Below are 14,945 nucleotides of genomic sequence, written 5' to 3'. Positions count from 1 at the left end.
CCCCACCACCACGCCCGCGAAGCCCTTCTCCACGAAGTCGCTGCCGCTGACCTCCACCGTCTCGCCGTTCTCATCCAGGTCCGCCAGCACGCCGGGCCGACCGAAGCCGACATGAAAGTTGTGGAGCGAGAACACGCTCACACCCGTGGACGCCGTCGCGCCCGTGTTGCGCACCCGCACCGCCATCACGAACGATGCGTGCGGCACGGACTGGGGCGCGAAGACATACGTCGTCACCTCCAGCGTCCCCACCCGCTGCACCATCGTCGCCAGCCCCGTGCCGCCCGTCTTCCCCGGCGCCCACGCCGCGTAGCCGCTGGCGTCCAGGTCCGCGTCCTGCGTGCTCAACCAGCGCTGCGTCCCGCCCGAGCGCAGGCCGAAGAACGCGTCGAACAACACGTCCCGCGAGTGCACCACCTGCGGCTGCCCGCGCACGAAGACGTCGTTGCCCAGCGCATCGATGACGGGCTCCTCCGTCGCGAAGCTGTGCTCGCGGAAGTGCGACACCTTCTTCTGCTCCAAATCCAACATCACCGCGCCATGCCCGTTGGAGGACGGCAGCTTCAGGAAGGTGCGCCGGACGGCGACCTCCGCGTGCGCGTCCGACGCCAGGCCACACAGCAGGGAGGTCAGGAAGAGGGCCACGGCACGCGCGACACTCGAGGTCGCCCGGCCAGGGCCCAGACACAGGTGGGGGAAACGCTTCATCCGGCGGATTCTGGAGTGCTTCCCTCCCCGGGCCAACGGGGACCTCCCAACCCGGTGACGCCCAAGGGTGCCCGAGGACCCCTTGCCCCCCTTTCGCGACTCGAGTCAGCCGCTCGTGCTACAGGTCCATATTTGCCAGAATAATCTGACTTAACAGACTTAGTGGAATTCTCCATCCAGAGCGAGCCGGGTGCTCGAAGCCAGGGGGTCCCATGTCCGTTGTCCGCAGGGTGCTGGTCGCGTTGTTGCCGTGCCTCGTGCTGCTGGCGAGCGCGTCCCGGGCGCAGTCGCCGGGCGCGTTCGTGAACTGGGAGCATCCGCATGTCCATCCGCTGGAGCTGACGCCGGATGGCACCCGTCTGCTCGCGGTGAACACGGCGGACAATCGGCTCCTGGTGTTCTCCGTGTCGAGCGGCACGCCCGTGCTCACCGCCTCCATCCCCGTGGGCCTGGACCCCGTGTCCGTGCGAGCCCGGAGCAACACCGAGGCCTGGGTGGTCAACCATGTCTCCGACAGCGTCAGCATCGTCGACCTCACCACGCTCAACGTGAAGGCCACGGTGCCCACGGATGACGAGCCCGCCGACGTCATCTTCGCGGGCTCGCCGCAGCGAGCGTTCATCTCCTGCTCGCAGGTCAACCGCGTGCTGGTGGTGGACCCGTCCACGCCGCTCGCCGCGCCCACGCGCATCGCGCTGCAAGGCGAGGAGCCTCGCGCGCTGGCCGTCAACGCCGCGGGCACGCAGGTGTATGTGGCCTTCTTCGAGTCTGGCAATCGCAGCACGGTGCTCGGGGGTGGCAACGCGATGGGAGGCGGGGGCTTTCCGCCCAACGTGGTGAGCAGCAGCGTGGGGCCCTATGGGGGCGTCAATCCTCCGCCCAACTCGGGCAGCACGTTCAAGCCGCCGAGGAAGAGCGGCAACCCGGCCCCTCCTCCCGTGGCCCTCATCGTGAAGAAGGACGCCAGTGGCCGGTGGATGGATGACAACAGCCGTGACTGGTCGAGCGTCGTCTCGGGGAGCAACGCCGCCGCGTCGGGGCGCCGCGCGGGTTGGGATTTGCCGGACCGGGACGTGGCCATCATCAACGCATCCACGCTGGCTGTGACGTATGCCAGCGGGTTGATGAACCTGGACATGGCGCTGGCGGTCCACCCGGGAGGCCATGTCGTCGTGGTGGGCACGGACGCGGTGAACGAGGTCCGCTTCGAGCCCAACCTCCAGGGCCGCTTCCTGCGCGTCATGGCCGCGTCGTTCGACCCGGCGATTCCGTCCGTCGTCTCCCGTTTCGACCTCAATCCGCACCTGACGTACACCACGGGCACGGTGCCACAGGCGACGCGGCAGTTGGCGCTCGGAGACCCTCGGGGTCTTGCGTGGAACGCGGAGGGGAGCCGCGTCTACATCACGGGCATGGGCTCCAACAACGTCGCGGTCATGGACGACGCGGGCGGCCGGATTACCCAGGTGGCGGTGGGTGAGGGGCCCACGGGCGTGGTGCTCTCCGGGACGCGGCTCTACGTGCTCAACAAGTTCGCGGCGAGCGTGTCCGTGGTGGATACGGTTTCGAATACCGAGGTGGCGCGGGTGCCGTTCTTCGACCCGTCCCCGGGTGCCATCAAGGTCGGCCGCAAGCATCTGTATGACACGCACCGGAGCTCGGGCCTGGGGCATGTGTCGTGCGCGTCGTGCCACATCGACGGACGGCTGGACCGGCTCGCGTGGGATTTGGGAGACCCGGCGGGGGACCTCAAGTCCGTGACGGGGCAGAACCTGGGCATGGGCATTCCCGGACTGACGGGGGGCTTCCAGCCGTGGCACTCGATGAAGGGGCCCATGACGACGCAGACGCTCCAGGACATCATCGGCAAGGAGCCGCTGCACTGGCGTGGAGACCGCGCGGGCATCGAGGAGTTCAACGGCGCGTTCCTCAGCCTACAGGGCGACGACACGCAGCTCACCGTCATCGAGATGCAACAGTTCGAGGACTTCCTCGCCACGCTGACGTTCGCGCCGAATCCGTTCCGGAACCTCGACAACTCGCTGCCCACGAGCCTGCCGCTGCCGGGGCACGTCACGACGGGACGGTTTGGCACGGCGGGGTTGCCGCTGCCCAATGGGAACGCGGTGAACGGGCTGCAGATGTATCGGCCGCCGCGCTTGCTGGACTCGGGGGCGTTCGCCTGCTCGACGTGTCACACGCTGCCCACGGGCCTGGGCGCGGACGTGCGGTGGACTGGGAGCCAGTTCGTCACCGTCTCCGCGGGCCCGAGCGGCGAGCGTCACACGGGGCTGGTCTCCGTGGATGGGTTCACGAATGTGACGATGAAGATCTCCCAGCTGCGCAACCTCTACGAGAAGGTGGGCATGGATTTCACGCAGACGTCGAACCTGGCGGGCTTCGGGTTCTCGCATGACGGCAGCGTGGACACGATTGCGCGCTTCCTCACCGAGCCGGTGTTCACGCTCCAGAGCAACCAGGAGGTCGCGGACATGGTGGCGTTCATGCTGGCGTTCTCTGGCTCGGATTTGCCCAAGGGCACGGCGACGACGGTGGGAGAGCCGCCGGGGCCGGACAGCAAGGACACACATGCGGCGGTGGGGAGGCAGGTGACTCTGACCACGGCGAGCCCCACTCCGGGACAGTTGAGTACGCTGTCCACGTTCCAGGCGCTGGCGGACAGCGGCAAGGTGGGCCTGGTGGCGAAGGGGAACCAGGGAGGAATCGCGCGCGGGGCCACATACATGGGCGGCGGGTTGTTCCAGACGGACCGCGCGGCGGAGACCGTCACTGCGTCACTGCTCCAGACACTGGCGCTCGCGGGAAGTGAGCTGACATACACGGTGGTGCCCAAGGGCTCGGAGGTGCGCATCGGCATCGACCGGGATTTGGACGGTGCGCTGGACCGCGATGAGCTGGACCGTGGCACCCGACCGGATGACGCGACGAGCCGGTAGGGCTGCGTGAGGTGTGACCGTGGACCTGAGGTGATGGGGTCCACGGTGCTGCCTCCGAGGGACTTGGGGGCCTGGCTTTCCTTCGTGCGCGTGACGGTGCCAACATCGTTGGCGCAGTGCATTCGCGCAGGGGGGGACATGCAACGACCGGAAGAGGATGAGAGCGTCGAGGCGGCCGAGGACTCTGGGCCGCGCATGGTCCGCTTCCAGGACATGGATACGGGTGCGGTGACGGAGATGGGCCCCGTTTCCGAAGATTTCGCCACGCTGCTTGGACGCGCGGCCCAGCTCTCCGTGGCTACCGATGATCGCCCCTCTGCGCTGTCCCTCAGCGCTGCTCGAGCCCACATATCCTTCGCATCATTGATGGGCGCCGTTGGCAGATCAGATGACCCAGTGTCTACCTGGATGAAGCGGGTTGCTGAGCAGCCCAGCGCCGGCGGCATGCCTCGCCTCCTATCTACCGCACACTTGGCTTCCCCTCAGATTTCGCATCTCGAATCCATGGAACATCCCATGGAGATGCTGAAGGCTCCCCTGACGTGGACTGCCTCGGCACGACGCGCCTTGCATGAGGCCGAAAAGCTCCGCACCAGAGTCCCTCATAGTCCTCAACAGTTTCTGGATGTGCGCCATCTCGTAGCGGCGTTCCTGTGGCTACCAAAATTCCACGACAGCGACTTCTACGAGATGCAACTGGACAGACAGCAACTCCGCAGCCAGTTCGCCGAGTTCGTATCCACGTTGCATCCCGAGGAGACGACGTTCTGGATGGGGATAATCCCTCTCAAATTCTCCAGAGGACACCCACAGACAGAACCACCGCCCACACCAGCCTCGCCCCTGAGCTGGCTGGACAACGACACTCAGCGCACTCTCTATTCTCCTCGCTACGACGCCGACGGGCGGGAGAACGAAGACCTCCTGGACATCGACCGCGACGTCGATGCGCTCAGTGCGCTGATTGCCTCGCGCACCATGGCGCCGCCGCTGTCCATCGGTGTGTTCGGAGACTGGGGCTCGGGCAAGTCGTTCTTCATGCACCACCTGCGCAAGCGGGTGGAGGAACTCGCTGGCCGGGCCGTGAAGTCCCAGCGTCCCCAGCGGGAAGTGGCCTTCTACAAGAACATCATCCAGATCGAATTCAACGCCTGGCACTACGCGGAAGGCAACCTGTGGGCCAGCCTCGTCGAACACATCTTCCGCAACCTCCGGAAGCGACAGGACGAGCCCGAGGCCGAAATCGGCAAACGCCGGGATGACCTGCTGACACGGCTCGCCCAGCGGGAAGCGGAGCTGCTCAAGAAGCAGGCCGAGGTCACCGCGAAGGAAGCCGAGGTCGCGCTGGCGCAGCAGAAAGTCGGCGAACTGGAGCAACAGAAGGAATCAAAGCGCGTCGAGCTGGAGCAAGCCCTCTCCGAAAAGCGCACCCTGCTCGAGTTGATGCCCGCCACATTGAAGCTTGAGGAGGGTGTCCAGCAGAGGGCCACCGCATGGCTCGCTGAAACAGGCTTCAGCTCCCTGGGACGCACGGCCTTCGATTTGCGGGATGCCCTCGGCAATGCCCAGGCCGAGTTGCGACAGACCGGCGGATTCGTCGCATCCCTCCTGGATACGCGGAGCGCGAACAAACGACTGCGTCCTCCCGCCATCATCTTGATCGTCTCTCTCGCCGTGAGCCTGGCGCTCCCGTTCGTGCTCGACGAACTCGGTAAGCAGGACCTCGCGGGCCTGATGGCTGGACTCACGACGCTGACAGGACTCGTGGGCTCCGTGACGCTCTGGCTCCAGCGGCAGACCGCGTGGCTGAGAGAGCGGCGGGAGCAGAACGAGAAGCGACTGCGCGAAGTCGAGCAGGCCATCGAAACCGAACTCCAGAATCGACTCAAGCCGCTCGATGAAGCCGCACAGGTCGCTCGGGAGCAGGTCGCCTCACTGGCCCAGGCGGAGGAACAGCAACGAGCGTCCATGGCCAAGGCCCAGGACGAAGTCCTCCAACTGAAGCAAGCCATCGCCGAGCTCTCCAGCGCGCGGCTGCTGGACAAGTTCATCGAGAACCGCACCGGCAGCGACGACTACCGCAAGCACCTGGGACTCGTCGCCCTCATCCGCAGGGACTTCGAGGAGCTGTCGCGACTGATGGAGGCGGTCAACCGCGACGAACAGACGGACCCGAACGTCCCCGCCATCAATCGCATCGTCCTCTACATCGACGACCTGGACCGCTGCTCGCAAGACACCGTGGTGAAGGTGCTCCAGGCCGTGCACCTGCTCCTCGCCTTCCCGCTGTTCGTCGTCGTCGTGGGCGTGGACTCGCGCTGGGTGGCGCGCTGCCTGAACCACACCTTCAAGGACCTGCTGAAGATGGAGGACCCGAACGCCCTGCCCCTGGATGCGATGACCCCAGGAGCCACGGCCTACGACTATCTGGAGAAGATCTTCCAGATTCCCATCTGGCTGCGGCCCGTGAGCAGCGACCACCGCTCGAGCATGTTGCGCGGGTTGCTGGCCCGTCCTTCCGCGGAAGAGCACTCGCAAGAGGCCACGGTCCTGGAGCTGAAGCCCAGGTTCGTCGTCGACACCCCAGACACCGTCGACCCGATGGAAGAGTGGGACTACAAAAAGGGCTCACCGGCCCTGATGAAGGTCGTGTGGCCCACGAGCGCCGCACCGCAAGCAGCAGCATCCGTACACGGCAAGCCGAAGTCCTCCGCATCCTCCAGCCACGCCCAGGTCGCGTCGAATGAACAGGAAGAGCTCAATCCTCCCGGCCTCGTCATCAGCGAGAGAGAACTGGCGTTCATCGACTGTCTCGGCCCGCTGCTGAGCCCCACGCCTCGTGTGCTCAAGCGCTTCGCCAACACCTATCGACTCATCAAGGCGTGTGTCCCGAGCGCGGGACAGACCGAGTTCATGGGCGAGGGACAGGAGGGAACCTCTCCGTCCCAGATGTGCCTGTTGCTGCTGGCGCTGGTGACCTCGAAGCCCCAGCTCGCCGAGGAGTTCTTCGCGCGGCTCAAGCGCTACGAACACGACAAGGAGCTGCTCACGCTCCAAGCGCTCGACCTCCCCTCCGACGAGCCCGAGCCCGTCATCTCGGAGCTGTTCACCTGGCTCCGCGCCATGCCACCCGCCATCCAGAGCACTCCGCTCACCCTGGTCCGGAAGCTCGTCCCCTGGGTCACCCGCTTCAGCTTCCGGTAGGTACACGCCTCACGACGCCCGTCGCCCTCGCAGCCGTGAACGGATGCGACTGAGCGCCACGGGCGTGACGCGGATGTAGCTCGCGATATCCCGCTGCGACAGCAGCGGCGCCAGGTCCGGGTGCTCGTCCAGGAACCGCTGGTAGCGCTCCTCCGCGGACAGCGTGAGCAATTCCATCTCCCGCTTCTCCTTGCGCAGCCCATAGACCTCGAAGGCCCGGCTCACCGCCCGCTGCCACTCCAGGTGGCGCGACGCCAGCCTCCGCACCTCGCCATAGTCGAGCTGCTCCACCCGCGACTCCACCACCGCCTGCGTGGAGAAGCTCGTGACTCCTCCCGGCGCCAGCGCCACCAGACTCGCGAAACACGTCCCCTCCCCCGCGAACGCCTTCACCCAGGCGCCACCCTCGCTCGTCTCGTAGACCATCTTCACCAGCCCGCGCGTGACGATGAAGATGCTCGGCCGCGCCTCGCCCACGTGGAAGAGGTACTCGCCCTTGCGCAGCGTCTTCGCGCGCAGCAGCGGCGCCACCGCGTCCCACCCGGGCAGCGCGCTCCCCGCCAGCCCCCGCAGCACCTCCCTCGCCGTCGTCACGGACACCTCTCAACGTAAACCCGGGTTAACGACGCCGCTCCCCCGCACCGGAAGACTGCGCGCCACCAACGCACGGAGACATCCACGATGCGAGCCCTCTTCCTTCCCCCCGTGGTCCTGCTGGCGTCCATGGGCGTCATGGTCCTCCTGAACAGGACCGCCCCGCTGCACGAGCTGTGGGGGCGCCCCTGGAGCTGGCTCGGAGGCGCCTTGTTGCTCGCGGGAATCGCCGTCGCCCAATGGCACGCCCGACTCTTCAAGAAGCTGGGCACGAACATCAACACCTTCGGGGACCCTGGCACCCTCACGCGCGAGGGCCTGTTTCGCTTCACCCGCAACCCCATGTACCTGGGCTTCGTCGCGAGCCTCGTCGGCCTGGGAATCACCCTGGGGTCGGTCTCACCCTTCATCGTGCCGCTCGCCTTCGGCCTGCTCACCCACTTCTGGTACATCCGCGTCGAGGAACAGGCCCTGCTCCAGAAATTCGGCGGCCAGTACGTCGAATATCAACGCGCTGTCCGCCGGTGGCTTTGACGCCCGGCGTCGACCGCATCGAGAGGCGTCAACTCCCGGAGTCTCCTCGGGTTTCCGCTCCGGGCCCTTCGCCGACGGCTGAATCCGCGTTCAGCCCGGCGCAACCCCCGTGGCGTCAGGACACAAGCGGTTGTCGCCCACGATGTTTCAAGACATGGGACTCATCACGTTCTGTCAGATGAACAGCCCTCGGTCGCCCAGGCCGAAGCACGGGGGGGAACACATGGTTTCGCTCGACGGGTCCACGCTGAGACTCTGGAAGACGCTGAGTTGCTTCCTCCGAGTCCTCATGACGCAGGTGCTCTACGTCGCACCGCTCTTCTGGTTCATGGAGCTGTCCCAGAACGTGGCCTGGCGCTGGATGAACAAGGACTGGGGCTGGTACTACCCCGAGTCCCCGTACCACTGGTTCTCCTTCGGCAGCATGATGCTCTGGGCTGGATGCGTCGGCCTGCTGTGGACCCTGCACTACTTCTGGTTCTACCCGCAGCGCGTCAAGGTCTGGACGCGCGTCGCCATCGGCGCCCTGGTCTGCTGGATGGGCGAGTGGTTCGGCGGCTACATGGCGGCCAACGTCTTCAACCACCCGCTGCAAGTGTGGCCCGGCTCGCCGCTCATCTACGTCCACTACGCCGCCATCTTCTTCTGGGTGAGCAACGTCATCGTCTACCACCTCGTCACGGTGAACGTGGTGGACCTCACGCCCACGTATGACGCGCCGCCGGACACCGGCGCCCAGGTGGCCTGAAGTCTCCAAGGCCCGGGAGCTCGAGGGCCCGACGTCTCAGCCCACGGCCTGCGCCGCGGTGCTCGCACCGTGAGCTTCCAGCGGCAACTTCAACCGCGCCCGGCACCCACGTCCCTCGGGACGGTTCTCCAGGCGCAGCGTTCCGCCGTGCGCCTCTGCAATCTGCCGACACAGCGCGAGGCCAATGCCGCTGCCCTGCGGCTTCGTGGTGAAGAAGGGCACGAAGAGGTTGCCCGTGTCCGCAAGGCCCGGGCCCTCGTCCTCCACCCAGACCTCCACCGCGCCCGGCGTCAGCACCGCCCATGACACCCAGACCTGTGCACCCGGGGCCTCGCCCAGCACCGCGTCCACCGCGTTGCGCACCAGGTTGATGAGCAACTGCTCCAGTTGGTCGGAGTCCCCGCGCACCGCCAACGCCGGCCCCGCCCGCACCGACACCGGCCGCCGCTTCTCCAGCGCCGCCACCCGCCGCACCCAGCCGTCCACCTCCACCCCCGCCAGCACCGGCGGCGGCAGCCGCGCCAGTCGCGCATACGCGGACATGAAGCGCGCCAGCGCCTCCGAGCGCCTCGCGACGATGCCCAGGCCGCTCTTCGCGTCGTCTTCCCAATCCGAGGGACGCGGCTCCATCAACAGCGTGTCGCGCAGCGCCTCGGCAATCGACTGGATGGGCGCCAGCGAGTTGTTGATTTCATGGCTCAGCACCCGCACCAGTCGCCGCCACGCCTCGCGCTCCTGCTCACGCAACGCCAGCCGCAGATCCGCCAGCACCACCAGGTGATGCGGCAGGCCGCCCTGGCGGAAACCACCGCGCCGCAGCTCGTATGGCCCGCCCTCCTCCACGAAGGAGCGCGACAACCTCCGAGGCGCCGGGCCGTCCAGCAGGTCCGCCAGCCCCAGTGAGCCGGCCCCCTTGCCCATCAACTGCGAGCGCGACTGGCCCAACAGCTTCTCACCCGCGCGATTCACCAGCCGCAGCGTGCCCGCGACATCGAAGGCGAGCACCGCGACGTCAATCTCCTCCATCACCTGCTCGAGCAGCGCTCCGGCCTCCAGCGCGCCCAGCCGCTGCTCGCGCAAGGTGTCGCCCAGGGCGTTCACCTCCAGCAGCACCTCGCCCAGCGCATCACCCACCCGCGCGCCGCGACCGCGCGTCGAGTAGTCCCCCTCGCGCAGCGCCGCCAACAGGTTCGCCAGCGCGTGCAGGGGCCGCATCACCCGCTCGCGGACCAGGAGCCCCACACCCAGGAAGACGCCCACCACCAACGTGGACAGCGTCCAGCGGACCTTGGATGAAAAGTCTCCCGTCCACACCAGCGCGAGCGAGACCACCCCTCCCGGCAGACCCGCCAGCCACGTCAGGGCGAGCATCTGCAGGTCATGTGGCCAGGGCTCGCGCTTGCGTCTCACCGGGCTCCCTTGATTCCGTAGTACTGGAGCCGACGGTACAGCGCGCTGCGCGACAGGCCCAGTCCCTTCGCCGCCTCGCTCACGTTGCCCTCATGCCGCGCCAGCGCGCGCTCGATGAGGTAGCGCTCCACCTCTTCCAGCGTCATCTCCTCCAGCCGCGACAGGCCCTCGCGACCCGCCCGGCGCAAGAGCAGGTCCTCCGCGGACACATCGTCCCCCACCGCCATCAGCAGCGAGCGCTCCACCGCGTGCTCCAGCTCGCGCACGTTGCCCGGCCACGGGTAGGCCAGGAGTGCCTCCAGCGCCCCCGGCGTCAGCCGCGCCGCGTTGCGCCCGTAGCGCTTGCCGTGCTCGGCCAGGAAGTGCGACGCCAACAGCGGGATGTCCTCGCGGCGCTCACGCAGCGGCGGCAACGGCACCTCCACCGTGTTGAGGCGGTACAGCAGGTCCTCGCGGAAGCGGCCCTCGGCCACCGCCTTGGCCAGGTCCACGTTGGTGGCGCTCACCACCCGCACGTCCACGCGCCGCGTCTTCGACGAGCCCACCGGGTGCAACTCCCCTGTCTGGAGCACGCGCAAGAGCTTCGCCTGCTGCGACAACGGCATGTTCCCAATCTCATCCAGGAACAGCGTGCCGCCATCCGCCAGCTCGAAGCAGCCGATGCGGTCCGCCTTCGCGTCGGTGAAGGCGCCCTTCACATGGCCGAAGAGCTCGCTCTCGAAGACACCCTCGGAGAGTCCTCCCGAGTTGACGGCCACGAAGGCCCGGTCCGCGCGCGTGGAGGACGCGTGCAGCAGCCTGGCCACCACTTCCTTGCCCGTGCCGTGCTCACCCGTCACCAGCACGTTGGCCCCAGACGGCGCCACGCGCTCAATCATCCGGCGCACCGGCAACATGGCGCGCGACTCGGACACCATGGTGGGCAGGCCGCCCTGGCCGCGCCGCAGGTGCTGGTTCTCCTCTTCCAGCCGGCGGCTGCGCTTGAGCGCCCGGCCCAGCTCCAACTGCGTGCGCAGCGTGGCGAGCAGGCGCGTGTTGTCCCACGGCTTCTGCACGTAGTCGCGCGCGCCACCACGCATCGCCTCCACCGCGCCCTCCACGCTGCTCCACGCCGTCATCACCACGACGGGCAACGCCGCGTCCTGCGCGCGGATGCGGCCAAGCAGGTCCATGCCCTCTCGCCCGGACGTGGTGTCCCGCGCGTAGTTCAGGTCCATCAGCACCAGGTCCACGTCCTCGGCTTCCAGCGTGGCGAGCGCTCCAGCGGGCGACTGCGCGGTGACGATGGTGTGCCCGTCCCGCTTCAACAGCAGGCGCAGGGCCTCCAGCACGTCGGCCTGGTCATCCGCGATGAGGATGCGCGAGGGACGCGTGGCGATGGGAGCGGAGACAGGGGTGACGACGGAGACAGGGAGGGGTTCGGACACGGGGAACATCCAGGAAGAAAGAGTGCCAGAAACAAAGAGGCTCAGCCGCGACGCAAGACGGCGGCGGGGTCCGCGTTGGCGGCCTTGCGCGCCGGCAGCCAGCTCGCCAGCCAGGCCGTGCCCAATAGCAGCAGCGAGACAGAAGCCAAGACCGAAACATCCAGCGCCCCCATCCCGTAGAGCAGACCTTCCATGATGCGGTGGGCCGCCAGCGCCCCGAGCAGGCCCAGCACCAACCCCAGCCCCACTCGCCGCAGCGCCTGTCCCACCACCAGTCTCAGGACATCCGCCGCGCGTGCGCCCAGCGCCATGCGCACGCTCATCTCGTGTTCGCGCTGTGACACCGAGTAGGACATCACGCCGTAGATGCCCACCGCGGCCAGCACCAGCGCCAGCAAACCAAAGGCTCCCAGCAACACCGCCCGGAAGCGCGGCTGCCCCAGGTCCGAGGACAGCCGGTCCTCCAGCGTGCCCACACGCGCGAGCGCCACCATGGAGTCCACCGCGCGCAGCTCCTCGCGCACCACCGACTCCAGCTTCCTCGGGTCCAGGCCCGGCGCCGCCCGCACCGCGAGCTGCCCGTCCGTCGTCGGCTCCTGCGCCATGGGGACGTACGCGGTGGGCTCGTGCCCCAGCTCCACGCCCGCGTACGCCACGTCCGCCACCACGCCCACCACCGTCGTCCACAGCGGGTTTCCCTCCGCGTCGTCGCCACCGAAGGAGACGCGGCGGCCCAGCGCGTCCTCGCCGGGGAAGACCTCGCGCGCGAAGCGCTCGCTCACCACCATGACCCTTGGCGCGTTCGCTCCGTCCGACTCCGTCAGCAGGCGCCCCGCGAGCAGCGGCACGCGCAGCGCCTCCAGGAAGCCCGGCGTGGTGACGTTGATGAGCGCGTCGGGCCGCACCGGCGGGTCCTCGGTTCCCTCCTTCCAGTAGCCCGAGCGCGAGAGGGAGCCGCCCGCCGGGAGGCTGCCGCCCACGCCCACGCCAGCGACCTCCGGACGCGCGGCGAGCCGCGCCGTCAGCTCCCGGTGGAAGGCTTCCGTCCGCTCCGGCGTGTCATAGCGGCTCTGCGGCAGCGCCAGTCGGGCCACGAAGACGCCCACGGGGTCCAGGCCCGGGTCGGCCTGGTACATCCGCCAGAAGCTCTTCAGCATCAGCCCCGCCCCGGTGACGAGCATCAGCGCGAGCGCCACCTCCGCCACCACCAGCACCGCGTGCGTGCGGCCCCGCGACTTCTCCGTCGCCCCGCGCCCCAGCACCGTCGCCGGCGAGAGCTGCGAGCGCTGGAGCGCCGGCACCAGCCCCACGCCCACGCCCGTCGTCAGCGTCACCGCCAACGCGAAGAGCAGCACGCGGCCATGCACCGCCACCTCGCCCGCCCGGGGCAGCGTGTTGGCCCCCAGCATCATCAACAAATCGGTGGCCCACAGCGCCAGCAGCACGCCGCCCACGCCGCCCAGCAGCGCCAGCAGCACGCTCTCCGTGAGGAGCTGACGCACCAGCCGGCCGCGCCCGGCGCCCAGCGCCACGCGGATGCCCAGCTCACGCTGCCGCGCCGCCGCCCGCGCGAGCTGCAGGTGCGCCACGTTGGCCGCCGCCAGCAGCAACACCAGGGACACCGCGCCCAGCAGCACCCACAGGAGCAGGCTGACGCCCTGGGTGAGGGAGTCGGCGTAGCGGACCACCCCCAGCTTCAGGGTGGCGTCGTCTCGTGAGAGGAGCTCCTCGTTCAGGCTCTTCAGCTCGTGGCGGACCGACTCGAGCGTCGCGCCTGGAACAAGCCTCGCCGCGACGGCGAAGGAGCGGAAGCCCCGCTCGGTGCGCTCCTCCGACGTGGCCGCGCCGGGCAGGCTGTCGAAGGGCACCCAGACCTCGGTGGTGTGGGCGGGCACGTCGAAGGACGGCGGCATCACCCCAATCACCGTGTAGGGCTGACCGCCCAGGGTCAGCGTGCGGCCCAGCACGCCCTCACCGCCGCCCGCCTTCATCCAGCGCGAATGCGAGATGACGGCCAGCCGCGCGTCGCGCTCCTCGGGCGCGAAGGTCCTCCCCAGCATCGGCTTCATGCCGAACGCCCCGAAGAAGTCCCCCACCACCACCGCGCCGCGAAGCTGCTCGGCGTCCCCGTGGCCGGTGAGGTTCATCAACCGTTGGCCGTACGCGGTCATCGAGCGCAGCCGCGTGGAGAGCCGCGCGACGTCCTCGTAGTTGGGCAGGCTGTAGCGCGCCAGCAGCTTCCCGGGCTTATCGGTGGACATCACCACCAGCCGGTCCGGATCCGGAAACGGCAGCGGACGCAGCAGCACCGCGTCCACCACGCTGAACAGCGCCGTCGTCACCCCGATGCCCAGCGTCAGCACCAGCACCGCCGCCAGGGTGAAGACAGGCGACTGGCGCATCGTCCGCAGGGTGTACCGCACATCCATCGACACATCGCTCAGCATGGTGGCCTCGTGCCCTGCTCAGGTCTTCTGGAGCCAGCCGTCCGCCAGCTGGATGATGCGGTGGCCGAAGGCCGCGTTGGCCTCCGAGTGCGTCACCTGGATGATGGTGGTGCCCGCCTTGTTGAGCGTCTGGAACACCTCCATGATGTGCTTCGCCTGCTGCGAGTGGAGGTTGCCCGTCGGCTCGTCCGCCAGCAGGATTTTCGGCGTGGCGATGAGCGCCCGGGCGATTCCCACCAACTGCTGCTGTCCGCCGGAGAGCTGCGCGGGGAACAGGTCCTTCTTCCCCACCAGTTGGAAGCGGTCCAGCATGTCGCCCACCAGCGCCTCGCGCTCACCGCGCTTGAGGTTGCGGTAGGACAGCGGCACCTCCAGGTTCTCGGCCACCGTCAGGTTGTCCAGCAGGTGGTACTGCTGGAAGACGAAGCCGATGGTGCGCCGGGACAACTCGCCCCGCTCCTTCGGCTTCATCGCGTGCACGGCCTGCCCGTCCAGGACGTACTCGCCCTTCCACTCGGCATCGAGCATGCCGAGCACGGCCAGCAGCGTGGACTTGCCCGCGCCGGACGGGCCCATCAGGGTGACGAACTCGCCGGGCTGGATGTCCAGGTCGATGTTGCGCAGCACCCAGGTGCGGCCCCCCGCCAACGGGTAGGACTTTTCGACCTGACGCAGTGAGATGAGAGGTGAGGACATGAGAGGTGCTTTCGTGCTCACTCGGAGCGCAAGGAAACGATGGGGTCCACGCGAGAAGCCCGCCGCGCCGGCAGCCACGTCGCCAGGAGCGTCACGCCGCCCAGGAGCGCCGCCACCGCGGTGAAGGTCCACGGGTCATACGCCGTCACGCCGTACAGCATGCTGCCCAAGAGGTGGGCCAGGCCCAGCGACATCACCAGCCCCACCCCCACGCCCAGCC

General features: G+C 68.2%; 10 protein-coding genes and 1 pseudogene. 4 read left to right on the top strand and 7 right to left on the bottom strand.

The window, feature by feature from the left end:
* Positions 1 to 708: pseudogene (locus HR086_RS35550) on the bottom strand (glycosyl hydrolase); the annotation flags it as partial.
* 212 nt (positions 709 to 920) lie between these two features.
* Between HR086_RS35550 and HR086_RS35545 the strand changes: the two are divergent.
* Positions 921 to 3,665, top strand: a complete 2,745-nt coding sequence (locus HR086_RS35545; protein ID WP_174467846.1) for a YncE family protein — start codon at positions 921 to 923, stop codon at positions 3,663 to 3,665.
* Positions 3,666 to 4,292: 627 nt separating this feature from the next.
* Positions 4,293 to 6,869 (top strand): P-loop NTPase fold protein, encoded by a 2,577-nt coding sequence (locus tag HR086_RS35540; RefSeq protein WP_174467845.1) that lies wholly within the window; start codon positions 4,293 to 4,295, stop codon positions 6,867 to 6,869.
* Between the two features lie 9 nt (positions 6,870 to 6,878).
* On the opposite strand, the gene HR086_RS35535 is transcribed toward HR086_RS35540, so the two are convergent.
* Positions 6,879 to 7,463: a Crp/Fnr family transcriptional regulator gene (locus tag HR086_RS35535; protein WP_217442072.1), complete on the bottom strand. Its 585-nt coding sequence runs from the start codon at positions 7,461 to 7,463 to the stop codon at positions 6,879 to 6,881.
* Positions 7,464 to 7,550: 87 nt separating this feature from the next.
* Between HR086_RS35535 and HR086_RS35530 the strand changes: the two genes are divergently transcribed.
* Together HR086_RS35530 and HR086_RS35525 are read left to right on the top strand one after the other, a co-directional pair.
* Positions 7,551 to 7,997 (top strand): isoprenylcysteine carboxylmethyltransferase family protein, encoded by a 447-nt coding sequence (locus HR086_RS35530; RefSeq protein ID WP_174467844.1) that lies wholly within the window; start codon positions 7,551 to 7,553, stop codon positions 7,995 to 7,997.
* A gap of 223 nt (positions 7,998 to 8,220) precedes the next feature.
* A complete protein-coding gene (locus HR086_RS35525) occupies positions 8,221 to 8,745 on the top strand; it encodes a hypothetical protein (protein WP_174467843.1) in 525 nt (174 codons plus the stop codon).
* Between the two features lie 36 nt (positions 8,746 to 8,781).
* Here HR086_RS35525 and HR086_RS49470 read toward each other — a convergent pair whose 3' ends face one another.
* The 5 genes from HR086_RS49470 to HR086_RS35500 form a co-directional block, all read right to left on the bottom strand.
* Positions 8,782 to 10,116 carry a PAS domain-containing sensor histidine kinase gene (locus HR086_RS49470; protein ID WP_217439583.1) on the bottom strand — a complete coding sequence of 445 codons (1,335 nt, stop codon included), beginning with the start codon at positions 10,114 to 10,116 and terminating at the stop codon, positions 8,782 to 8,784.
* Between the two features lie 35 nt (positions 10,117 to 10,151).
* Positions 10,152 to 11,591, bottom strand: a complete 1,440-nt coding sequence (locus tag HR086_RS35515) for a sigma-54 dependent transcriptional regulator (RefSeq protein ID WP_141642621.1) — start codon at positions 11,589 to 11,591, stop codon at positions 10,152 to 10,154.
* Between the two features lie 32 nt (positions 11,592 to 11,623).
* Positions 11,624 to 14,029: an ABC transporter permease gene (locus tag HR086_RS35510; RefSeq protein WP_174467842.1), complete on the bottom strand. Its 2,406-nt coding sequence runs from the start codon at positions 14,027 to 14,029 to the stop codon at positions 11,624 to 11,626.
* 18 nt (positions 14,030 to 14,047) lie between these two features.
* A complete protein-coding gene (locus HR086_RS35505; RefSeq protein ID WP_141642619.1) occupies positions 14,048 to 14,725 on the bottom strand; it encodes an ABC transporter ATP-binding protein in 678 nt (225 codons plus the stop codon).
* 17 nt (positions 14,726 to 14,742) lie between these two features.
* On the bottom strand, positions 14,743 to 14,945 hold a 203-nt coding region (locus HR086_RS35500; protein WP_174467841.1), incomplete at its 5' end, for a hypothetical protein.

The sequence above is a fragment of the Myxococcus sp. CA039A genome (genome assembly GCF_013336645.1).
Lineage (GTDB): Bacteria > Myxococcota > Myxococcia > Myxococcales > Myxococcaceae > Myxococcus > Myxococcus llanfairpwllgwyngyllgogerychwyrndrobwllllantysiliogogogochensis.
The sequence above is the reverse complement of the archived record's forward strand: the minus strand, read 5'-3'. Positions and strand labels throughout refer to the sequence as shown.